This window comes from Azohydromonas lata NBRC 102462, from assembly GCF_001571085.1.
In the GTDB taxonomy this organism is placed as follows: domain Bacteria; phylum Pseudomonadota; class Gammaproteobacteria; order Burkholderiales; family Burkholderiaceae_C; genus Azohydromonas; species Azohydromonas lata.
Window position 1 is genome coordinate 1 of the sequence record NZ_BCTC01000031.1, and the last position, 22699, is coordinate 22699.

The following is a 22699-nucleotide window of genomic DNA, read 5'->3' on the forward strand; positions in this document are numbered from 1 at the left end:
CAATCGACCCGGCCGCCTCGGCGGGCTCGGCCGCGTCAGCCAGGTCAAGCAACGGCGCTGCCTCGGTGGAGGCGTCGTCGTCCAGGCTTGCCGCCTGCTTGGGTGCCGCTTGCGGCCAGTCCGACAGGCCGGCAGCGCCATCCAGCTCGTCCGCCGGCACGGCGGATTCGTCGGCCAGTGCGACGGGAAGGCTGCGGTCGCGCATCGGCGGCGGGGGGCCGAAGGGGTTGTGCGAAGGTGCGGACGCCACTTCGTGCAACGTGCGCAGGCCCCGCAGCAGTTCGGCTGGCGCGGGCGACGGCAGCTCGCCGGCGGCGAACTGCTCCAGCATCCGGCGCAGGCACAGGGCGCCCTCGACCAGCACTTGGGCCATGGCCGCCGTGCCGCAACCTTCCAGGCGGCAAGGCGCCATGGCGTCGCCCAACGCGCGGGCCAGCTCCGCCAGGGCCTGGTCGCCCACGGTGTCGGCCATGCCCGCCAGGGCCTGCGTCACCACGACCAGCTCGCGCTCCAGCGCCTGCGGCGGTGCCCACGCCCCCAGGCGCTGCAGCAGCCGGCCGCAAAGGGCTTGCGCTTCATCCACGTAGACGTCGAACAGCGCGTGCGGCACGCGCAGCGGGCCGATCAGGCAGTCCTCGCCGTCCAGCGGCGCCAGCGCGCCGGCCACGGCGGCCATGGGTGCGGGCGCCAGGGGCCTGTGCGGCGGTGCGACCGGCGCCGCGGGAACGTCCAGATCGAAGTTGAAATCCGAGACCGGAGCCGGAGCCGGAGCCGAAGCCGGCGCTGGGGCCGGCACGGCCAGGCCGGCGTCGAAATTCAGGTCGAAGTCCGGGTCCGCGCCGGCCAATGGCTGATCGGGGCTGGCCTGCGCCGCCATGGCGGGGGGTACGGCGTCGTCGAGGTCGAAGGACAGCTCGAAGGGTGTATCGGCCTGCTCCGAGGGGCCGGCCAGCGGGTGGTTGGGCGGCAGGTCGAAGGAGAGATCAAAGGACAGGCCGTCGTCCACGGCCGGCTGCGGCGCGCTGAGGGCACCGTCCTGGGGCGCGGCCTGGGCCTGCGCCGCCTCGGCCAGCGGGCTTTCGAACGGAGCACCATCGGCCGGCGGCTCGTCGGCGGGGACGCTTGCGGCAGCCGTGGGCCAGGGCTCGGCGGCGAGGTCGTCGGCCAGCAGTGCCGCGACGGCCGCATCCTCGCCGGCCGGCTCATCGCCTGATGGCGCCGCGGGCGCGTCTTCGACGTCCAGGTCGATGGCGGCGGCATCGCCGGCCGGCGGCAGCACCTCCGTCGCCACAGGCGGCGCTTCAAGGGCCGGCCCGCTCTCGGCGGCGGCTGGCGGCGGCTCGGACCAGTCCTCCAGGTCCAAGGCGTCATGGGCCGGCTGGGGGGCGGATACGTCCAGGGCTGGAGCCTGGGCCGCCGTCGCAGCGGCGCTGGCGCCCTCCTCGCTCTTCACCGGTGCCTCAGTCAGGTCCGGCACCAGCGCGGACACCTGTGCCTCTTGCGCCTCTTGTATCTCTTGCGCCTGCGCGGCGGCCACGGCCTGCCCGACAGGCGGCAAGGGGTCGGCGGGCTGCGTTTCAACACGCTTTGCGGCCGATTGGGCCGGCACCGGCCACCCCTGCGGAGCCCTATTGGCAAGCGGTGCGGCAGCGGCCTCGCCGGCCTGCTTCCCGATCGGGAGGAAAGGCACAACCTCCCTGCCCTTCAAGCGGGCCAAGGCCACGGCGCGGGAGGACGTCTCGGCGGGCGCCCGTGCCGGCGCGGCGCTCTGGGCATCGCGGTGCTTGAGCAGCGAGGCCAGTTCGATAGGCGCGCCCATGACGGGCTGATTGAGCGTCAGCGGCTGCGCCAGGTCCACCAGCTCTGGCAATTCGTCCAGCGGCGGGCCCCAGTCCGGCGCCAGGTCGGCCAGCTCCACGGGCTCGTCCAACAGGGCAAGGGGCATCGTTTCCTGCAGCACCGGCAGCGGTACGCCCACAGGCTCCAGCGTCGGCAAGGCATCCAGCCCAATGCCGGGTGCGGACAGCGGTTGGCCCGCGGGCTCCGGCGTGCTCTGGGCACGGGGCGAGACCTCGGCCCCGGGAGCGGACACAGGCTCGGCCTCAGGCACCGGCTCGGCTTCAGCCACAGGTGCGGGCCCAGGCTCGACCCCGGAAGCCGGCGCGGGCGCGGGCTCCGGCTCGGCGGCCCGCTCCGGCACGGCTTGGGCAGCACGCGCGGCTTCAAGCTCAGCCGCAGGTTCTGGCGCAGGCCCGGAGACGGCGGCAGGCACAGGCAGCGTCGCGTGCTCAGGCACCGCTTCCGAAGGCGGTGCGTAGGGCATGGGCGCGGGTGTCGGGGGGCCGCCCGGGGAAAGCGTTTGCGCTGCGGCGGCCGCGGGCAGCGCCGCAGAAGCCGCCGCGGCGCTCGCGGCCGTTCCGACGTCCTGGCGGACCTGCGCCGCAGGCGCGGCACTTGGCATGGGTGGCGGGGCGACGGCAGGCGGCGCCACGGGCGCGGCGGGCGGCGTGGCCGCCAGCGCGGCCGCGGCGGCCAGCGCGGCCTCGTCGCCGCCTTCGGCCGGCGGCAGGCTCAGGGCCAGGCGCTCGCAGGCCAGGTCCAGCGCCGCCAGGCGCTGCGCCAGGCCGGCGGCGGCGGCAGGCTCCAGCACGCGGGCCTGCGCCGGCAGCGCCTCGCGCAACTGGCGCATGCCCTGCGCCAGGGCCGTGCGCCCAAGCTGGGCCAGCACGCCTTCAAGCCTGTGCAGCCGCTGGCGCAGGGCGCGCAGCGTGTTCTCGTCGGCCGTCTGTGCCAGGGCGTCTATCTGCAGCCCGGCCTCGTTGATGGCGGTGCGCAGCGACTGCCCAAGCGCGGCCAGCGCCTGGCGCTCGGCCCCGCGCTGCGACAGCGCCAGCAGCCAAGGCTCCACGGGCAGATGTTCCAGCGAGACGTCCAGCGGGTCGGCCGCCAGCACCTGCGCCACGCGCGTGGCCAGGCGCTGCAATTGCGCCCCCGGCGGCTCGGTGTCGGACTCCTGCAGCAGCATCTGCAGGGCCAGCAGCGCCTGCGCCACTTCCAGGGCCAGCGCGGTCCAGGGCGTGCCCACGGCCGCGGCCTGCTCCAGCGCCGTCCCCAGCGCCTGCGCGGCCAGCTCCTCCTTGGGCAGCAGTTGCCTGATCGCCTGCGCCAGTTGGGCGAACACGTTGGACAGGCCCGGATGCGGCGTGCCGGCGGCGGCCCCGTCCCACAAGGCCTGCGCCGTGGCGACCTGGCGCAACGTGTGCGCCAGCAGCGCCGCGTCAGGCGCGGCCGGCAGCACATGGTCGATGTCCACCGCCGGGTGGCGCTGCAGTTCCCAGGCATGGCGCACGGCGGCCAGCCGCGGCGCGTTGCTGGCCTGGACCTGCGTGCCGGCCTGGGCACAGAAGAACAGCAGGTCGTGGGCCAGGCGCTGCGTGGCCTCGTCCACTGTGCCCAAGGGGCCGCGGCGGATTTGCGCCAGCAGCCGCGCGGACACGCGCTTGAGATGCACGTCCGGCACCAGCAGTCCCTTGGCCTGCCCCTCGTACACCGCGGCGGCCAGGCCCCACAGCGTGGCCATGCGGCCGTCGGCGGCACCGCGCGCCAGCGCGGCGAAGAGGTCGCTGAGCCGGGCCGCGGCGGGGCTGCGCGCATCGCGCATGAGCGCCAGCGTCAACTGCTCGGCGGCCGTGCGGGCGGGCCCGGCGGGCTGCAGCGGCGGCAGCCGCTCGTCGGCGGGCAGGGCCAGCCAGCGCCAGGGCACGGGCCAGAGGTCGGCCGGGTGGACGCGCTCGGCCCCGGCCAGCGTGCACAGCCGGCTCCAGGCCGGGAACAGCGCCAGCGGCGACAGCGGCGAGCCCAGGCGCCAGCGGCGCAGGTAGGCTTGCAGCGCGGCGCAGCCCTGCTCCACGGCCTCGACCAGGTTTTCCGCCGCCAGCTCGCCGCGCGTGGCCGGCGGCTCCAGCAGCGCCGCGGCGGCCTGGGGCAGCCGCGCCGTCTGCTCGAAGCCGGCGATGCGCAGCGCGCCCGCGGCCTGACGCAACTGGCGCACGGCCAACTGCTGCACCGCGGCGGCGTCGCCTTCGGCCGGCGCGGCGCCGCGGCGCAACCGCTGCAGCGTGCGCGGCACGGCTTCGAGCAGCCGCGACAGCTCCTCGTGCACGCGCGCCAGCGACTCGACGCTGGCCTGGGGCTCCAGCTCCAGCGGCGGGACGGCCGCGTCGGCCGGCGCCGGGACCATGAAATCGGACAACAGGAAGGCGTTGGAAACTTGGGAGCCCATCGGATCAACGAAGCTTGAAGCGGGCCACCGATTGGCGCAGCGCTTCGGCGCAGCGGGCGAGGTCCTGCACGCGCTGCACGGTGGAGCGCGTGCCGGCCTCGGCCTTTTCGGTGACGGCAAAAATGTGCTGAATGTTGGCGGCCACCACCGAGGCCGACTGCGCCTGCGACAGGGCCTGCTCGCAGATGCGCGCCATGTGGGCGCACAGCTCGCGTGAAACGCGCGCCATGTCGCTCAACGCGGCGCCGGCGGCGTCGGTGCACTGCGTGCCCTGCGCCGCGCCCTGCGTGGTGCATTGCATGGCGGCCAGGGCATCGCGGGTGTCGGCCTGCAGGCCGTGCACCAGCGCCGCAATGCGGTGTGAGGCGTCGGCCGAGCGCTCGGCCAGGTGCTGCACCTCCTGCACCACCACCGGCAAGCCGCGCCCGGCCTCGCCGGTGCCGGCGGCCCGTATGGCGGCGTTGAGCGCCAGGACCTTGGCCTGCCCGGCGATGCCGGCGGCGAGGCCGGTGATCTCGCCGATGTCCTGCGAACGCCCGGCCAGGTGCTCCAGGCGCCGGGCGCCGTCCTGGACGTGGTGGCGCAGCGCCTGCATGCCGCGCACGCTGTCCTGCACCGCGGCCTGCCCGCGGCCGGCGGCCTGCAGCGCGTGGCGCGCCACCTCGGCGGTGTGCTGGGCCTGGGCCGAGACGTCGTGGATGTGCCCGGCCATGGCCAGCACCGATTCGCCGGTGTCGCGTATCTCGCGCAGCAGCGCGGTGGAGGCCTGAAGCTGCGCCGCGGCCGTGCGCTGCACGTCGCCCATGGTGGCGCTGACGCTGGCGGCGGTGTCCTGCACCTGGGAGACGAGCTCGCGCAGCGCCTCGACGGTGAAGTTGATGGCGTCGGCGATGGAGCCGGTGAGGTCATCCTCGCTGACCGTGGCCTGGCGCGTGAGGTCGCCGCCGGAGACGGCCTGCAGCTCGTTCATCAGGCGCAGGATGGCGGCCTGCGTGGCCTCGTTGCGGCGCTCTTCCTCCTGGCGGCGCAGCTCGGCATCGCGCCGCCGCGCCTCGGCCAGCGCGGCGCGCTGGGCCTGCTCGCGCACGTACAGCCGCACCAGCGACGCGCCGCCGCCCAACAGGGCCAGCGTCCCCAGCACCATGAGCACCAGGGCCGCGCCGCCGAAGCCGGCCTCGCGCTCCAGGCGGTGCTGCAGGTCTTCCAGGCCGCGGCGCAGCGGCTCGCTGTCGAGCACGATGTCCTGGTGCGCGGCGCTGGCGGCGGCCAGCGGCTGCAACTGCTCCAGGATCACGCCGGCCTCGCGCCGGGTGCGGGCGAACACGTCCAGCAGCGCCAGCAGTTGCTCGCGCGCGGCGGCCTCACGCGCGGGCGGCAGGCGCAGCATGGGGTCGCCATCGAGCAGGCCGTGGGCCAGGGTGCGGAAGGCGTCGAGGTCCTGCCCAAGGCGCTGCAGCGTCTCGTGGCGGGTGTCGTGGGCGGTGAAGAATTCGATGGCGCTGCGCGGAATGCGCTGCGTGAGCAGAGAAAGCCGCCCCATGGCGGCCAGCCGCGCGGGCACGGCCTCGCGCTGCAGCTCCAGCACGGCCAGGGCCTCGGCGTCTGCGAGCAGTTGGGCGGAGAGCCCGTTGAGCACCTGCAGCGCCTGCGCGGCCTGCATCAGCCGCGACTGCTGGGACAGCACGGTGCGGGCGTTCTTTTCGGCGATCTCGGCCAGCAGCAGCAGTTGCGCCACCTTGGGCTGCAGCGCCCGCGGCGCGGGCGCCATGCCGGTGGCGCCGCGCAGGCCGCGCAGGTTGCGCGCGAGCACGCCGGCGCTGTCCTCCACCTCGGCGAAGGCCGCGGGCTGCCCGGCCAGCGCCTGCGCGGCCGACTTGGCCAGGCGCTGCGACTGCATCAGCGCCTGGCCGCAGGCGGCCACCTGGGAGGAGCCGCGCTCGGCGCGCTGCACCGCCAGCAGCGTGCCGGCCACCAGCGACGCGGTGCCCAGCGCCATGAGGCCGGCCAGCAGCCGCTGGCGCCGCACCGCGGGCTGCGCAGCCGCACGGCGCAGCCGCCGCGCCGTGCGGCTGCGCGTTGGGCGCTGCATGGGCACGGTGGGCGCCATGGCGGTGTCAGAGGGCGGCGCTGGCGGCACGGCGCCGGAGGCGGCCCAGGCCGCCTGCACGGCGTGGGCACGGGCATCCAGCAGCCGGCGCAGCCTCATTGCGGCCCCGGCAGCGGCTGGGCGACGTGCAGGAAGTGCGCGTCGCGCGCCAGTGCCGCCAGGCGCAGCGCCTGCCAGGTCCGGCCCTGTCCGTCGTCGTAGAGCTCGCCCGCGAAGGCCGGCGCGCCGGCCCGTGCGGCCGGCCTGGGCAGCGATGCGAGCTGAGCCCCGTTGCGCAGCCCGGCCAGCCGGTCCACGCGCAGCAGGCAGTGCAGGCCCAGCGACGGGTGCAACGCCACCAGGTGACCGGCCGCGGGCACGCCGCCGCCGGGGCGCAGGCCCAGGAAGGCGGCCAGGTCCACCACGCCGTGGAGCTGGCCGCGCAGGTTGAGCACGCCCTCGAACCACGGCCGCGCGTGGGGCAGCGGCAGCAGCGGCGGCGCGTGCTCGACGATCTCGCCCACCTCCTGCAGCGGCAGCAGCAGCCGCAGGCCGGCGCATTCGGCGGCCAGCCACGCGGGGGCCTGGCCGGCGGGCATGTCGTGAAGCTGCTGCGCCAGCCGCGCCTGCAACTGCCGGGGATCTGCCTGGCGGGGCATGGACGGCGGTGGCGACGACGGCACGCGGCGCCTCAGCCCAGCGCCCGGATCTTGCCGAGCAGCTCCTGGGTATCCACGGGTTTGACCACGTAGTCGCGCGCGCCCTGGCGCATGCCCCAGACCTTGTCGGTCATCTGCCCCTTGCTGCTGCAGATGATCACGGGCAGATCGGCAAAGCGCTGGTCGCGCGTGATGGTGCGGGTGAGCTGAAAGCCATTGGAGCCCGGCAGCACCACGTCCATGAGGATGAGGTCGGGCTTGTCCTCGGCCAGGCTGGTGAGCGCCTGCTGTCCGTTCTCGGCCGTGCGCACGCTGTAGCCGGCCTGGCGCAGCAACTCGCTCATGTGATGCAGCTCGGTGCGGGAATCGTCCACCAGCAGGATCTTGTGAATCGGCATCGGGAGTCCTTGGGGCCGTGCAAGCTTGGAGGGAGGAATGCGCGGCAAACGCGTTCGGGTACGGAGTAGGCCTGGGACCTGCGGTCCCGGCTTCAGCCGCCGGCCGGGCCGTAGCGGGCCACGGCGTGCAGGAGCTGGTCCTTGGTGAAGGGCTTGGTCAGGTGGTCCTGTGCGCCGGCCAGGCGGGCACGGGCACGGTCGAACAGGCCGTCCTTGGAGGTGAGCATGACCAGCGGCACCTGGGCAAAGCGCGGGTTGCGCCGCAACAGCGCGCAGGTCTGGTAGCCGTCCAGGCGCGGCATGAGGATGTCGCAGAAGATGAGCGCGGGCTCGAACTCGTCGATGAGCGCCAGCGCGTCGAAGCCATCCTCGGCCAGCAGCACCTCGTGGCCTCCCTGGTGCAGGAAGATCTCGGCGCTGCGCCGGATGGTGTGGCTGTCGTCGATCACCATCACGCGCAGCGGCGTGACGGCCAGGGACGGTGCCGTGGTGGCGAAAGCGGAAGCGGGGACGGTTTCGTCGTCGATCATGGGAGCCTTCCGCTCTCAGCAAGGCCGTGGCCGCCTGCAGCAGGCACAGGCGGCGCCGTGGCTCAAAGTTGGACCATCTCGAAGTCTTCCTTGCGGGCGCCGCACTCGGGGCAGGTCCAGTTCATGGGCACGTCTTCCCAGCGGGTGCCGGGGGCAATGTCGTGCTCGGGGTCGCCGGCGGCTTCGTCATAGATCCAGCCGCAGATGAGGCACATCCAGGTTCGGGGTTCGCTCACTTGGTATTGTCAATCACTACAATCGACGGGCATTGTAGCCATGGCCTCTGGGCGTCCGGCGCGACGATCCGGCCTCGGCAACATGCCACTTTTCACAGTCCTGCGCCCGCGCGCAGCAGCTTCGCAGGCGCAGCGCCGCAGGAACTTCAGGACCACCCCCATGAACCCCGACACCAATCCCGCCGCCGCCGACGAAGCGGCGCAGGAAGCTCCTGCACCGGCCTGCGTGATGAGCTTCAACGCCGCCGACGCCAGCGGCGCGGGCGGCGTGGCCGGCGACGTGTGCACCATCGCCGCCATGGGCGCGCACGCGCTGCCCGTGACCACCTCCATCCTCATGCGCGACACCGCCGAGGTATTCGACCACCACGAGATAGACGCCGAGGTCGTCGTGGAGCAGGCCCGCTCCGTGCTGGAAGACGTGACCATCTCGGCCTGGAAGGTCGGCTTCCTCGGCTCGGCCGAGGTGGTGGCGGCGGTGGCGGAGATCCTCTCCGACTACCCCGACGTGCCGCTGGTGGCCTACATGCCCAGCCTCTCGTGGATAGAGCAGGAAGACCAGCGCGAGCCCTACCTGGACGCCTTCCGCGAGCTCATCCTGCCGGCCACCGAGGTACTGGTGGGAGGCCACCAGACGCTCACCGATTTCCTGCTGCCGGACTGGGAAAGCGAGCGCCCGCCCTCCGCGCGCGAGCTGGCCGTGGCCGCGGCCGAGCACGGCGCGCGCTTCGTGCTCGTCACGGGCGTGCACCTGCAGTCGCGCGGCGGCGAGCAGTACCTGGACAACGTGCTGGCCTCGCCGCAGGCCGCGCTCACGGGCGAGAAGTTCGAGCGCTTCGACACCGCCTTCGTCGGCGCGGGCGACACGCTCTCCGCGGCGCTGGCCTCGCTGCTGGCGGCCGACACCGAGCTGCAGGCCGCCGTGGGCGAGGCGCTGGCCTTCCTGGACCAGAGCCTGGACGCGGGCTTCCGCCCCGGCATGGGCAACGTGGTGCCCGACCGCTTCTTCTGGGCACTGCCGCCCGAAGAGGGCGCCGAGGGCGAGATGCCGCAAGCCCAGGAGGCCGAAACCCTCTCCCCCGCCAGCGACAACAACAAGGGAAGCTCCCGCCGTGTCCACTGAAACCACCAACGCCGCCCTGTTCGAACGCGCCCAAGCCGTCATCCCCGGCGGCGTGAACTCGCCCGTGCGCGCCTTCCGCGCCGTGGGCGGCACGCCGCGCTTCATCCGCAGCGCCCAGGGCGCCTACATGGTCGACGCCGAGGGCCAGCGCTACATCGACTACATCGGCTCCTGGGGTCCGATGATCCTGGGCCACGGCCACCCGGCCGTGCTCGAAGCCGTGCAGCGCGCGGCCACCGAGGGCTTCAGCTTCGGCGCGCCCACCGAGCGCGAGATCGAGCTGGTCGAGGCCATCATCGAGCAGGTGCCCAGCGTGGAGCAGTTGCGCCTGGTGAGCTCCGGCACCGAGGCCGCCATGAGCGCCATCCGCCTGGCGCGCGGCGCCACGGGGCGCTCGCTGCTGATCAAGTTCGAGGGCTGCTACCACGGCCACGCGGACGCCCTGCTGGTCAAGGCCGGGTCGGGCCTGGCCACCTTCGGCCACCCCACCAGCGCCGGCGTGCCCGCCGAGGTGGTGCAGCACACCATGGTGCTCGAATACAACAACGTCGAGCAGCTCGAAGAGGCCTTCGCGCTGCAGGGTGCCGAGATCGCCTGCGTGATGGTCGAGCCCATCGCCGGCAACATGAACTTCGTGCGCTCCAGCGTGCCCTTCATGACGCGGCTGCGCGAGCTGTGCACCCGGCACGGCGCGCTGCTGGTGCTCGACGAGGTGATGAGCGGCTTCCGCGTCGCGCTGGGCAGCGCGCAGTCCCTCTACGCCAAGCTGATCCCGGGCTTCAAGCCGGACGTGAGCGTGTTCGGCAAGGTCATCGGCGGCGGCATGCCGCTGGCGGCCTTCGGCGCCAGCCGCGCCGTCATGCAGCACCTCGCGCCGCTGGGCCCGGTCTACCAGGCCGGCACCCTCAGCGGCAACCCGGTGGCCACGGCCTGCGGCCTGGCCACGCTGCGCGAGATCGCCAAGCCCGGCTTCTTCGACGCGCTTGCCGCCAAGACCAAGCGCCTGGTGGACGGCCTGGAAACCGTGGCCCGCGAGGAAGGCGTGCCGCTGGTGGGCGACTGCGAGGGCGGCATGTTCGGCTTCTTCTTCGCCGAGTCGCTGCCGCAGAACTACAAGACCGTGATGGCCGGCGGCACCGAGCGCTTCAACCGCTTCTTCCACGCCATGCTGGATCGCGGCGTGTACCTGGCCCCGGCCATGTACGAGGCCGGCTTCGTCAGCGCCGCGCACAGCGACGCCGACATCGACGCCACGCTGGAAGCCGCGCGCACCGCACTGCGGGCCTGAGACGCAGCCACCGGCATGCGCCTGGCCCTCGCGGCCGGGCTGTAACTGTCTGGCAGCCGCCCGCGAAGCCCCTTGGGCCACTTTTAAAATTCAGCCGATGCACATCCACATCCTGGGCATCTGCGGCACCTTCATGGGCGGACTGGCGGCGCTGGCGCGCGAGGCCGGCCACCGCGTGACGGGCTGCGACGCCAACGTCTATCCGCCCATGAGCGACCAGTTGCGCGCCCTGGGCATCGACCTGATCGAGGGCTTCAGCCCGGACCAGCTCGCGCTCAAGCCGGACATGTTCGTGATCGGCAACGTGGTCAGCCGCGGCAACGCGCTGATGGAGGCCATCCTCGACGCGGGGCTGCCCTACACCAGCGGGCCGCAGTGGCTGTCGCAGGAAGTGCTGCAGGGCCGCCACGTGCTGGCCGTGGCCGGCACGCACGGCAAGACCACCACCACGTCCATGCTGGCCTGGATCCTGGAGCACGCGGGGCTGCAGCCGGGCTTCCTGGTGGGCGGCGTGCCCATGAACTTCGGCGTCTCGGCGCGGTTGGGCGAGGGCCGCAGCTTCGTGATCGAGGCCGACGAGTACGACACCGCCTTCTTCGACAAGCGCAGCAAGTTCGTCCATTACCGCCCGCGCACGGCCGTGCTCAACAACCTGGAGTTCGACCACGCGGACATCTTCCCGGACCTGGGCGCCATCGAGACCCAGTTCCACCACCTCGTGCGTACCGTGCCGGCCAGTGGCCGCCTGGTGGTCAACGCCCGCGAGGAGGCCCTGCAGCGCGTGCTGGCGCGCGGCTGCTGGAGCGAGGTGCAGCGCTTCGGCACGCGCAAGGAAGAAGCCGGCACGCTGCGCGCGCGCGGCGAGCCCCATGCCTTCGACGTGCTGCGCGGCGGCCTCAAGATCGCCCGCGTGGAATGGGCCCTGTTGGGCGAGCACAACCAGCTCAACGCGCTGGCGGCGCTGGCCGCGGCCGAGCACGTGGGCGTGGCGCCTGAGCTGGCGGCCGAGGCGCTGGGCCGCTTCGAGAACGTGCGCCGCCGCCTGGAGCTGCGCGGCGAGGCCGGCGGCGTGAAGGTCTACGACGACTTCGCCCACCACCCCACCGCGCTGCGCACCACCGTCAACGGGCTGCGCCGCCGCGTCGGGCTGGACCGCATCCTGGCCGTGTTCGAGCCGCGCTCCAACACCATGAAGCTCGGCACCATGAAGGCCCAGCTGCCCTGGGCGCTGGAAGAGGCGGACCTGAGCTTCTGCCACGCCGGCGGCCTGGGCTGGAACGCGGCCGAGGCGCTGGCGCCCATGGGCGAGCAGGCCGTGGTGTGCGAGGACATCGACACCCTCGTGCGCGCCGTGGTGAAGGCCGCCAGGCCCGGCGACCACATCCTGTGCATGAGCAACGGCAGCTTCGGCGGCATACACGACAAGCTGCTGCAGGCCCTGGGGAAAAAGGCGTGAACACCGCCGACGAGCCCCAGGCCCTCCCCGGGGCGCCCGTCACCCACGTGCTGTACCTGCACGGCTTTCGCTCGTCGCCGCGCTCGTTCAAGGCGCAGCGCATGGCGGCCTGGATGCAGGCGCACCGGCCGGACGTGCACTGGTGGTGTCCGCAGCTGCCGCCCTCGCCGCGCGAGGCGGTCGATCTGCTGCTGCAGGGCACGGCCGACTGGCCCAAGGACGGCATGGCCGTGGTCGGCAGCTCGCTGGGCGGCTTCTACGCCACGGTGCTGGCCGAGCGGCGGAGTTGCCGCGCCGTGCTGATCAACCCGGCCGTGGAACCCGCGCGCGACCTGGCGCGCTACATCGGCGAGCAAACGGCGTTTCACGATCCGCAGCAGCATTTCTTCTTCCGGGCCGAGTTCGTGGACGAGCTGCGCGAGCTGCATCCGCCGGCCATCACCGCCCCCCGGCGCTACCTGGCCTTCGTCGCCACCGGCGACGAGGTGCTGGACTGGCATGAGATGGCGGCCCGCTATGCGCAATGCGGCCTGCACGTCATCGAGGGCAGCGATCACGCGCTGTCGGATTTCGACGCCCACCTGCCCCGCCTGCTGGGCTTTCTCGGCCTGCAGCCCAGCGCTGTCTGAGCCCCCTCTGGGCACCGCCTGGGCGCCTCGCGGCGCCCGCCGCGAAGCGGTGTTGGGTCGGGGTACATTGATTGCCGGCAACACGCCTGCAGTTCCCGGCCCCGCCCAGGGCTGCTGGCCAACCCGGCCGTCCAGGCAGTACCAAACCGCGTGACACCATGGATGCGAGCGCATCGGCCCAAAGCGCCCGCACCCTGGTGGCTCGCGGTGGCCGGTGCCGTTCACACCTTCCTGGAGCTCGATTCATGCGTTTGAAAGACAAGATCTGCATCGTCACCGGTGCCGCCCAAGGCATCGGACTGGCCACGGCACAGAAGTTCTGCGCGGAGGGCGCGGTGGTCGTCCTGTGCGACGTGAAGCCGGAGGCGGTGGATGCCGCCGTGGGCCAGTGCCTGGAGGCCGGCGGGCGGGCCGAGGGCCACGTGGTCAACGTCACCAACCGCGCGCAGGTGGACGCCATGGTGGCCGCGGTCAAGGCGCGCCACGGGCGCATCGACGTGCTGGTCAACAACGCCGGCATCACGCGCGACGCGCGGCTGCAGAAGATGACGCTGGAGCAGTTCGACGCCGTCATCGACGTCAACCTGCGCGGCGTCTTCCACTGCTCGCAGGCCGTGGCCGACACGATGGTGGCGCAGGGCAGCGGCGTCATCCTCAACGCCTCCAGCGTGGTGGGCATCTACGGCAACTTCGGCCAGACCAACTACGCGGCCACGAAGTTCGGCGTCATCGGCTTCACCAAGACCTGGTCGCGCGAGCTGGGCCCCAAGGGCGTGCGCGTCAACGCGGTGGCGCCGGGCTTCATCCAGACGCCCATCCTCGACACCATTCCCGACAAGGTCATTGACCAGCTCAAGGCCGAAGTGCCCATGGGGCGCCTGGGCAAGCCGGAAGAAATCGCCAACGCCTACGCCTTCCTGGCCAGCGACGAGGCCAGCTACGTCAACGGCGCCGTGCTCGAAGTCGCGGGCGGCCTGACCGTCTGACGAGCGGGCGCATCGGCGCGCCCTGCCGCTGCGGCGACAATAGCGCCGATGTACGCCCTGTTCGATGAAGCCGGCAAGTTCCTGGCCGGCCGTGTGATGTCAGAAGCCGAGAGCTCGCTGCAGGTCGAGCTCGACTCCGGCAAGCGCGTCAAGGTGAAAACCGCCAACGTGCTGCTGAAGTTCGACAAGCCCGCACCCGCCGAGCTCCTGGCCGGCGCCCAGGCCATCGCGCCCGAGATCGATCTCGACCTGGCCTGGGAATTCGCGCCGGAAGGCGAGTTCGGCTTTGCCGCGCTGGCACGCGACTATTTCAGCGCCAACGCCTCGCTGCAGCAGCAGGTGGCGGCGCTGCTGCGCCTCTACGACGCTCCGCACTACTTCCGCCGCGCCGGCAAGGGCGTGTTCAAGAAGGCGCCTGAAGAGATCGTCAAGGCCGCGCTGCTGGGCATTGAGCGCAAGAAGCAGCTGGCCGCGCAGATCGAAAGCTGGGCCGGCGAGCTGGTGGCCGGGCGCTGCCCCGAGCCGATCCGCGAGCAGCTCTACAAGATCCTGTTCCGCCCCGACAAGAACGCCGCCGAGTACAAGGCCGTGGTGGACGCGGCCAAGCAGGCGCAGCGCGCGCCGCTGGACCTGCTCAAGGAGGCCGGCGCCATCAGCAGCCCCTACCAGTTCCATTGGCGGCGCTTCCTGTTCGAGATGTTCCCCAAGGGCACGGGCTTCCCTGCGCTGCAGGCGCCGGCCATCAAGGAAGAGCTGCCGCTGGCGCCCGTGGCGGCCTTCTCCATCGACGACTCGGCCACCACCGAGATCGACGACGCCCTGTCCGTGCAGGGCCTGGGCAGCGGCACCGTGGTGATGGGCGTGCACATCGCCGCACCGGGCCTGGCGGTGCAGCCGGACACGCCGGTGGACAAGGTGGCGCGCGACCGCCTCTCGACCGTCTACATGCCGGGCTGGAAGCTGACCATGCTGCCCGACGAGGTGGTGCAGGCCTACACGCTCATTGAAGGCCGTGACTGCCCGGCGGTGAGCCTGTACGTCACCTTCGACGAGGCGACGCTGGAGGTGCGCTCGCGCGAGACACGGCTGGAGCGCGTGCCCATCGTGCGCAACCTGCGCCACGACCAGCTCGACGACGTCATCACCGAGGCCAGCCTGACCGGCGAAGCCCCGGCCGACTACGAGTTCGCCGCCGAGCTGGCCTTCACCTACCGCCTGGCCAGGCACCTCAAGGCGCAGCGCGAGGTGGTGCGCGGCAAGCCCGAGAATTTCAATCGCCCGGACTACAACTTCCGGCTGCTGGACAACGAGGGCGAGCCCACGGGCGACGAGACGGTGCACATCAGCACGCGGCGCCGCGGCGCGCCGCTGGACCTCATCGTGTCCGAGGCCATGATCCTGGCCAACAGCTCCTGGGGCGGCTGGCTGGCCGAGTGCGGCGTGCCGGGCATCTACCGCAGCCAGGCCAGCCTGGCGCCGGGCATCAAGGTGCGCATGGGCGTCAAGCCCGCGCCGCACGCCGGCATGGGCGTGGCGCAGTACACCTGGGCGACGTCGCCGCTGCGCCGCTACGTGGACCTGGTCAACCAGTGGCAGATCATTGCCTGCGCCCGCCACGGCCGCACCGCGGCGCTGGCCGCGCCCTTCAAGCCCAAGGACGCCAGCCTCTTCTCCATCATTTCCGGCTTCGACGCGGCCTACGGCGCCTACAACGACTTCCAGCACGGCATCGAGCGCTTCTGGACGCTGCGCTGGCTGCAGCAAAACGGCGTGGCCGAGCTGGACGCCGCCGTGCTCAAGGACGGCTTGGTGCGCGCCGACACGCTGCCGCTGGTGTTCCGCGCCCTGGGCTGCGAAGGCCTGCCGCGCGGCGCGCATGTGCGCGTGCGCGTCACCGGCTGCGACCTGCTGACGCTGGATCTGCACGCCAGCCTGCTGGCGCGCCTGGACGACGCGGCGCCGTCCGCAGCGCTGGCCGAACCCGAGGCCGACGAGGCCGAGGAAGAGACCAGCGGCCCGCTGGCGCTGGCCATCGACGTGGCCGACGCCGATGCCACCGTGGCGGCCGAGCCGCCCGCCGCGGCCGCCTGATGCCGCCATGCGCGCGCTGCGACTGCCGGCGCTGAGCCCGCTGCAGTGGGCGCTGGGCCTGTCCTTGTCGGTGCACGCAGCCCTGCTTGGGCTGCGGCTGGCCGATCCGCAATCCTTCGACCGGCTGTTCAAGGACTCGCCGCTGGAGGTGGTGCTGGTCAACGCGCAGGCGCAACAGTCGCCCAAGAAGGCGCAGGCGCTGGCGCAGTACAGCCTGGCCGGCGGCGGTGACGCCGAGTCCGGCCGCGCCACCTCGCCCCTGCCCGCCTCGGCGCTGGAGGCGCCGGGCAACGACAGCGAGGACGCGCAGCGCCAGATCGAGCAGCTCCAAACCCAGCAGCAGCAGATGCTGGCGCTGCTGCGCGAGGCGCTGGCGCAGGTGCCCCAGCCCGACCCCCGGCGCGAGGCCGGCAACCCGGCCGCGCATGAGCAGGAGGAGCGCCAGCGCCGGCTGCAGCGCCAGCTCGCCGAGATAGAGCGCCGCGTGAACGAGGAGAACGCCCGTCCGCGCAAGCGCTACGTCAGCCCCGCCACGCGCGAAGTGGCCTACGCACGCTACTACGACGCGCTGCGCCGCCGCATCGAGGCCCGCGGCACGCAGGACTTCCCGCAGGTGCAGGGCCGCAAGCTCTACGGCGAGCTGACCATGGGCATCACCGTCGATGCCCAGGGCCGCGTGGTGCAGACCAAGGTGCTCAAGCCTTCCGAGCAGCCGCTGCTGGACCGCCGCGCGCAGGCCATCGTCCAGGCCGCTTCGCCCTACGGCCCCTTCGGACCCGAACTGCGCGTGCAGGCCGACCTGCTCGTGGTCACCGCGCGCTTTCGCTTCACCCGCGAGGACGGCGTGGAAGCCATCCCGTTGGCCACCCCCTGACAACCCTCCACCTTCTCCACTCTTTATGAGCGACCTCGACCGCTACGCCGTCTTCGGCCACCCCGTGCAGCACAGCATGTCGCCGCAGATCCACCAGGCCTTCGCCGAGCAGACCGGGCAGCGCCTGGCCTACTCGCGGCTGTGGGCGCCGCTGGACGGCTTCGAGGCCGTGCTGCGCGCTTTCGTGGCCGGCGGCGGGCGCGGCGCCAACGTGACGGTGCCCTTCAAGTTCGAGGCGCTGCGCCTGGCCACGCGCCGCACCGGGCGCGCGGAGCTGGCGCAGGCGGCCAACGTGCTGAGCTTCGAGGGCGAGGAGATCGTGGCCGACAACAGCGACGGCGTGGGCCTGGTGCGCGACATCGAGGCCAACGCCGGCTGCGCGCTGGGCGGCCGCCGCGTGCTGCTGGTGGGTGCGGGCGGTGCGGGCGCGGGCGTGCTGGGCCCGCTGCTGCAAGCCGCTCCGGCGGAGCTGGTGGTGGTCAACCGCACCGAGGAGCGTGCGCAGGACCTGGTGCTGCGCCACGTCGAGCTGGCGCAGGCCTGTGGCGTGCGGCTGCACACGGCCACGCTGCACGCGCCGGGCGAAGGCTTCGACGTGGTCATCAACGCCAGCGCCAGCAGCCTGGAGGGCGCGGCCTCGCCCGTGCCGGCCTCGGCGCTGGGCAGCGGCGCGCTGGCGGTGGACCTGATGTACGGACCCAAGGCGCAGCCCTTCATGGATTGGGCCCGGCTGCACGGCGCTCAACCGCGCGACGGCCTGGGCATGCTGGTGGAGCAGGCCGCCGAGGCCTTTGCCGCCTGGCGCGGCGTGCGCCCCGACACGGCCCCGGTGCTGGCAGCGCTGCGCGCCCTCAAGGGCTGAAGGCGTCCAGGCGGCGATGAAAGCGGCGGCGTCCCTGCCGGCGACCCAGGCGCGCAGACCGGCCGGCGTGCTGCGCCAGCTCGCACGCCTGCTGGCGCTGCTGTTCATCTGCACGCTGTCGCTGCAGCTCTATTTCGTTGGGCGCATTGCGCTCATGCGCTGGGTGGACCCGGCGTCCACCAGCTTCGAGCGCAGCGAGGCCTGGCGGCTGCTGCGCGAGAAGGGGCGCATCGATTGGGCGCAGCAGTGGGTGGATGAGGACCGCATCTCGCCGCACCTGAAACGCTCCGTGATCGCCAGCGAGGACGCCGGCTTCACGCAGCACGGCGGCGTGGAGTGGGACGCGATTGAAAGCGCCTGGAACAAGAACCAGCGCGCCCAGGCGCGCGCGGAAAAGCTCAACGAGCTGGCCAGCCGCCGCGCCAGCGTGCGCGGACGCGAACCGCCGCCGGCCTCGGCGCCCAAGGTGATTGGCGGCTCCACCATCACGCAGCAACTGGCCAAGAACCTGTTCCTGGACAGCGAGCGCACGCTGGTGCGCAAGGGGCAGGAGCTCGTCATCACGCTGACGCTGGAGGCGCTGCTGGACAAGCGGCGCATCCTGGAGATCTATCTCAATCACGTCGAATGGGGCGAAGGCGTGTTCGGCGCGCAGGCGGCGGCGCGGCACTACTTCCGCACCGACGCGGCCAAGCTGGGCCCCGGCCCGGCGGCGCGGCTGGCGGTGATGCTGCCGGCGCCCAAGCGCTTCGAGCAGCGGCCGGCCTCGCCCTACGTCGTCTCGCGCGCGGCCACCATTGCCGCGCGCGCCGGGGCGGTGCAGCTGCCCTGAACGGGGCAACCGGAACGCGCGCTGCGCACCGCCCGGTATCCGGGTTGTCATGGAGGGCCAGCCTGCCCTTCCTAAAATGGGCCACATGGCAACACCTCAAAGCGCCGAGATCGCCGCCGCCGCCGCCCGGCTGGTGGTGGAGGAAGGCATGGAATACGGCCCGGCCAAGAAGCGCGCCGCGCGCGACTTGGGCCGCGGGCGCGGCACCGAGCTGCCCAGCAACGACGCCGTGGAGGAGCAGGTGCGCGAGTACCTGCAGGTCTTCTGCGCCGACACGCAGCCCGCCGAGCTGGCCGCGCTGCGCCGCGTGGCGCTGCGCTGGATGCAGCGGCTGGCGGAGTTCCGCCCTCACCTGTCCGGCGCGGCCTGGCGCGGCACGGCCACGCGGCTGTCCAACCTGCACCTGGACTTGTATTGCGACGACCCCAAGTCGGCCGAGATCACGCTGCTCAACCAGGGCGTGGATTACGAGCTGGTGGGACAGCAGTCGCGCGGCGCCGGGCAGGAGCCTTACGACGTGCTCAGCGTCGCCGGCCGCAGCGAGGAGCTGGGCGAAATGATCACGGTGTTCCTGCACATCCGCGACCTGGACGAGTTGCGCGGCGCGCTCAAGCCCGACGCCACCGGCCGCACCCTGCGCGGCGACACGGCGGCGCTGCGCCGGCTGCTGGAGGGCGACGCGGCATGAAGCGCCGGCTGTGGATCACGACGGCCGTGGCCGCCGCGGCCGGCGGCGCGGGCCTGGCCTGGTGGCGCTCGCAACCGCAGGGCACGCCGGCCCCCGAGGCGCTGTGGACGCTGGAGCTGGAACGGCCGCAAGGCGGCGCGCTGGTGCTGTCGGCCTTGCGCGGCCAGCCGCTGCTGGTGAACTTCTGGGCCACCTGGTGCCCGCCCTGCATCAAGGAAATGCCGGAGATCGACCGCTTCAGCCGCGACTTCAAGGCGCGCGGCGGCCATGTGCTGGGCGTGGCGGTGGACGGCGTGGCGCCGGTGCGCGAGTTCCTGCAAAAGCGCCCGGTGGGCTACGACGTGGCCCTGGCCGGCCTGGCCGGCAGCGAGCTCATGCGCCAGTTGGGCAACACCGGGGGCGTGCTGCCCTACACCGTGCTGCTCGACGCCCAAGGCCATATCCGCCGACAAAAACCCGGGGAAACGACGCGCGAGGAACTTTCCCGATGGGTGTCCGACCTGGGATGAGGCCTGAAAAAAGGCTGTTGAGGCCGTAACAGACGCTTGCGTCCCGCGTGACGAAACCTTGAGCCCGCTCAACGACCCATCGCGCTGAATTTTTACGAACCTGACGGCAACCGCAGGCAAAACGCGTAAAGTTCGGCCCTTTGCATTTCCGGGGCAGGGAAAACCTGTGCCGGACGCAACGTCAGGACCACTCCGCAGGCGTTACATCTGTCCCGTGCAAAACGTGCCGGAAGCCGACGGATGGCTGACGTTGACGACAAACCCTTGAACGAAAAAGGTGCGCTGGCCATGACACGTTCGCGGCCGTCGCCCTGGCTCTGGAGAAGCTGATGGATCTGCGCAAGCTCAAGACCTTGATCGACCTCGTGTCGGAATCGAACATCTCTGAACTGGAGATCACGGAAGCCGACGGCAAGGTCCGCATCGTCAAGGCCGACCCGCTTGCCAACGCGGCCGCCGCCGCTCCCGCGCCGGTGCTGCAGGCCGCCGCAGCCCCCGTTCAACTGGCGCCCGCACCGCAGGCTGCGCCCAAGGCGGCCGACGCGCCGGCCGCGATCACCGGCCACATCGTGAAGTCGCCCATGGTGGGCACGCTCTACCACTCGTCCAGCCCGGGCGCCAAGGCGTTTGCCGACGTGGGCCAGACCGTCAAGGAAGGCGACACGATCTGCATCATCGAGGCCATGAAGATCATGAACGAGATCGAGGCCGACAAGTCCGGCACCATCACGCAGGTGCTGTGCGAGAACGGCCAGGCGGTCGAATACGGCCAGCCGCTGTTCGTCATCGAGTAAGCCTGCAGGCGCTCTTCGCGCGCCGCTGTCCGCCACCCCCGCGGCGGGCTGCAACGGCGCGGATTCCAGCCCAATCCGGGACGGCGACCGAGCCGCAGAGAAGAAAGCATGTTCAAGAAGATATTGATCGCCAACCGCGGCGAGATTGCACTGCGCATCCAGCGCGCCTGCCGCGAGCTGGGCGTGAAGTCGGTGGTGGTGTATTCCGAAGCCGACCGCGACGCCAAGTACGTGCGCCTGGCCGACGAGGCGGTGTGCATAGGCCCGGCGCCCTCGGCGCAGAGCTACCTCAACATGCCGGCCATCATCTCCACCGCGGAGGTGACGGATGCCGAGGCCATCCACCCCGGCTACGGCTTCCTGTCGGAGAACGCCAACTTCGCCGAGCGCGTGGAAAAGAGCGGCTTCACCTTCATTGGTCCGACGCCGGAATCCATCCGCATCATGGGCGACAAGGTCGCGGCCAAGCAGGCCATGATCAAGTCCGGCGTGCCTTGCGTGCCCGGCTCCGAGGGCGCGCTGCCTGAGGACCCGAAGGAGATCATCCGCATCGCGCGCACCATCGGCTACCCGGTGATCATCAAGGCGGCCGGCGGCGGCGGCGGGCGCGGCATGCGCGTGGTGCACACCGAAGCGGCGCTCATCCACGCCGTGCAGACCACGCGCCAGGAAGCGGGCGCGGCCTTCGGCAACCCGGCCGTGTACATGGAGAAGTTCCTGGAGAACCCCAGGCACATCGAGATCCAGGTGCTGGCCGACGAGCACAAGGGCGCCGTGTGGCTGGGCGAGCGCGACTGCTCCATGCAGCGCCGCCACCAGAAGATCATCGAAGAGGCGCCGGCGCCGGGCGTTCCGCGCCGCCTCATAGACCGCGTGGGCGACCGCTGTGCCGCCGCGTGCAAGAAGATCGGCTACCGCGGCGCGGGCACCTTCGAGTTCCTGTACGAGAACGGCGAGTTCTACTTCATCGAGATGAACACGCGTGTGCAGGTGGAGCATCCGGTGACGGAGCTGGTCAGCGGCATCGACATTGTGCAGATGCAGATCCGCGTGGCCGCCGGCGAGAAGCTGCCCTTCACCCAGCGCCAGATCCAGACGCGCGGCCATGCCATCGAGTGCCGCATCAACGCCGAGGACGCCTACAAGTTCACCCCCTCGCCGGGCCGCATCACCATGTGGCACCCGCCCGGCGGCCCCGGCGTGCGCGTGGACTCGCATGCCTACACCAATTATTTCGTCCCGCCGCATTACGACTCGATGATCGGCAAGATCATCGTCTACGGTGATACGCGCGAGCAGGCCCTGGCGCGCATGCGCACGGCGCTCGACGAAACCGTGGTCGAAGGCATCCAGACCAACATCCCGCTGCACCGCGAGCTGATGCTGGACGCCAACTTCATCGAGGGCGGTACCAGCATCCATTACCTGGAAGGCTGGCTGGCCCAGCACAAGAGGTAATTGCTGATGTACGAACTGGTGCTGCGCGCGCCGGAAGCGCTGGTGGAACCGGTGTCCGAAGCGCTGATGGACGAGCTGGAAGCGCTGTCGGTGTCGGTGGAGGACGCCGATGTCGATACCGATGCCGAACAGGCCCTGTTCGGCGAACCCGGCATGCCCGCGCCCAAGAGCGGCTGGCAGCGCTCGACGATCAAGGCCTTGTTTGCCGAGGAGTCGCAGGCCACCGAGGCGGCCGCGCTGCTGCTGGCCCAGGACTGGGCCGACGAGCTGCACGTGCAGTCGCTGCAGGCCGTGGAAGACCAGGACTGGGTGCGCCTGACGCAATCGCAGTTCGAGCCCGTGCAGGTCACGCCGGCGTTCTGGATAGTCCCGAGCTGGCACGAGCCGCCGCAGCAGGCGCAGCAGGTGATCCGCCTGGACCCGGGCCTGGCTTTCGGCACGGGCACGCACCCGACCACGCGCATGTGCCTGCGCTGGATCGCGCAGCAAAGCGCCGAGCGCCGCGCGCGCTGGGAACGTGTGCTGGACTACGGCTGCGGGTCGGGCATCCTGGCCATTGGCGCGGCGCTGCACGGCGCGCGCGACATCGATGCGGTGGACATCGACCCCGCCGCGGTGCAGGCCACGCAGGACAACGCGCAGGCCAACGGCGTGCAGTTGCGCGCCGGGCTGCCGGAGCTGGCGCAGGGCCGCTACCCGCTGGTGCTGGCCAACATCCTGGCCACGCCGCTGAAGCTGCTGGCGCCGCTGCTCACCGGCCACGTGGCTGCGGGCGGCGACCTGGTGCTGGCGGGCATCCTGGAGCGCCAGGCCGACGAGCTCAAGGCCGCCTACGCTTCGTGGTGCGAGCTGCAGGTCAGCGACAGCCAGGAAGGCTGGGTGCTGATGACCGCGCGCATGGCCGGAGATGCCTGATCA

The 22699-nt window shown here is 71.9% G+C and carries 20 protein-coding genes; 14 read left to right on the plus strand and 6 right to left on the minus strand.

The annotated features are described in order from the left end of the window. The 6 genes from ALA01S_RS34350 to ALA01S_RS12855 all read right to left on the minus strand — a co-directional run. A partial coding sequence (locus tag ALA01S_RS34350) for a FimL-related protein (RefSeq protein WP_507762109.1) occupies positions 1-4282 on the minus strand: 4282 nt, incomplete at its 3' end. A 4-nt stretch (positions 4283-4286) separates the two neighbouring features. Beyond that, on the minus strand, positions 4287-6488 hold the full coding sequence (locus ALA01S_RS12835) for a methyl-accepting chemotaxis protein (RefSeq protein WP_238455786.1): 2202 nt from the start codon (positions 6486-6488) through the stop codon (positions 4287-4289). Beyond that, positions 6485-7027 carry a chemotaxis protein CheW gene (locus ALA01S_RS12840; protein WP_066336924.1) on the minus strand — a complete coding sequence of 181 codons (543 nt, stop codon included), beginning with the start codon at positions 7025-7027 and terminating at the stop codon, positions 6485-6487. Before ALA01S_RS12840 ends, ALA01S_RS12835 begins: the two co-directional genes overlap by 4 nt. A gap of 32 nt (positions 7028-7059) precedes the next feature. Beyond that, positions 7060-7425: a response regulator gene (locus ALA01S_RS12845; RefSeq protein ID WP_066336927.1), complete on the minus strand. Its 366-nt coding sequence runs from the start codon at positions 7423-7425 to the stop codon at positions 7060-7062. 92 nt (positions 7426-7517) lie between these two features. Next, positions 7518-7877, minus strand: a complete 360-nt coding sequence (locus tag ALA01S_RS12850; RefSeq protein ID WP_066337038.1) for a response regulator — start codon at positions 7875-7877, stop codon at positions 7518-7520. Positions 7878-8017: 140 nt separating this feature from the next. After that, positions 8018-8170, minus strand: coding sequence for a rubredoxin (locus ALA01S_RS12855; RefSeq protein ID WP_066336931.1), 153 nt, complete (start codon positions 8168-8170; stop codon positions 8018-8020). 181 nt (positions 8171-8351) lie between these two features. Here ALA01S_RS12855 and thiD point away from each other — a divergent pair, with 181 nt between their 5' ends. The 14 genes from thiD (at position 8352) to prmA (ending at position 22696) form a co-directional block, all read left to right on the plus strand. Continuing rightward, entirely contained in the window at positions 8352-9314 is a 963-nt protein-coding gene (thiD, locus tag ALA01S_RS12860; RefSeq protein WP_066336933.1) for a bifunctional hydroxymethylpyrimidine kinase/phosphomethylpyrimidine kinase, read from the plus strand. Next, complete coding sequence (gene hemL, locus ALA01S_RS12865) at positions 9304-10602, plus strand: glutamate-1-semialdehyde 2,1-aminomutase (protein ID WP_066336936.1); 1299 nt, start codon at positions 9304-9306, stop codon at positions 10600-10602. Before thiD ends, hemL begins: the two co-directional genes overlap by 11 nt. Positions 10603-10699: 97 nt before the next feature. Then, positions 10700-12058: a UDP-N-acetylmuramate:L-alanyl-gamma-D-glutamyl-meso-diaminopimelate ligase gene (gene mpl, locus ALA01S_RS12870; RefSeq protein WP_066336939.1), complete on the plus strand. Its 1359-nt coding sequence runs from the start codon at positions 10700-10702 to the stop codon at positions 12056-12058. Next, entirely contained in the window at positions 12055-12687 is a 633-nt protein-coding gene (locus ALA01S_RS12875; RefSeq protein ID WP_066336942.1) for a YqiA/YcfP family alpha/beta fold hydrolase, read from the plus strand. The genes mpl and ALA01S_RS12875 overlap by 4 nt, the downstream gene beginning before the upstream one ends. 245 nt (positions 12688-12932) lie before the next feature. After that, positions 12933-13673, plus strand: a complete 741-nt coding sequence (gene fabG / locus ALA01S_RS12880) for a 3-oxoacyl-ACP reductase FabG (protein ID WP_066336944.1) — start codon at positions 12933-12935, stop codon at positions 13671-13673. A gap of 48 nt (positions 13674-13721) precedes the next feature. Beyond that, entirely contained in the window at positions 13722-15764 is a 2043-nt protein-coding gene (locus tag ALA01S_RS12885; RefSeq protein WP_066336947.1) for a ribonuclease catalytic domain-containing protein, read from the plus strand. Positions 15765-15771: 7 nt separating this feature from the next. Next, complete coding sequence (locus tag ALA01S_RS12890) at positions 15772-16638, plus strand: energy transducer TonB family protein (RefSeq protein ID WP_174548622.1); 867 nt, start codon at positions 15772-15774, stop codon at positions 16636-16638. 25 nt (positions 16639-16663) lie between these two features. Next, positions 16664-17500, plus strand: a complete 837-nt coding sequence (gene aroE / locus ALA01S_RS12895; RefSeq protein WP_066336950.1) for a shikimate dehydrogenase — start codon at positions 16664-16666, stop codon at positions 17498-17500. A 16-nt stretch (positions 17501-17516) separates the two neighbouring features. Further along, positions 17517-18332 carry a transglycosylase domain-containing protein gene (locus ALA01S_RS12900; protein ID WP_174548623.1) on the plus strand — a complete coding sequence of 272 codons (816 nt, stop codon included), beginning with the start codon at positions 17517-17519 and terminating at the stop codon, positions 18330-18332. Between the two features lie 85 nt (positions 18333-18417). Beyond that, positions 18418-19020, plus strand: a complete 603-nt coding sequence (locus ALA01S_RS12905) for a hypothetical protein (protein WP_066337045.1) — start codon at positions 18418-18420, stop codon at positions 19018-19020. Continuing rightward, positions 19017-19529, plus strand: coding sequence for a TlpA family protein disulfide reductase (locus tag ALA01S_RS12910; protein ID WP_066336952.1), 513 nt, complete (start codon positions 19017-19019; stop codon positions 19527-19529). The genes ALA01S_RS12905 and ALA01S_RS12910 overlap by 4 nt, the downstream gene beginning before the upstream one ends. A 329-nt stretch (positions 19530-19858) precedes the next feature. Then, complete coding sequence (gene accB / locus ALA01S_RS12915) at positions 19859-20323, plus strand: acetyl-CoA carboxylase biotin carboxyl carrier protein (protein ID WP_066336953.1); 465 nt, start codon at positions 19859-19861, stop codon at positions 20321-20323. Between the two features lie 108 nt (positions 20324-20431). Beyond that, the gene (gene accC, locus ALA01S_RS12920) at positions 20432-21781 is read left to right on the plus strand and encodes an acetyl-CoA carboxylase biotin carboxylase subunit (RefSeq protein ID WP_066336955.1); all 1350 of its coding nucleotides are present in this window, start codon (positions 20432-20434) and stop codon (positions 21779-21781) included. Positions 21782-21787: 6 nt separating this feature from the next. Next, on the plus strand, positions 21788-22696 hold the full coding sequence (prmA, locus tag ALA01S_RS12925) for a 50S ribosomal protein L11 methyltransferase (protein ID WP_066337049.1): 909 nt from the start codon (positions 21788-21790) through the stop codon (positions 22694-22696). Positions 22697-22699: the final 3 nt, after the last annotated feature.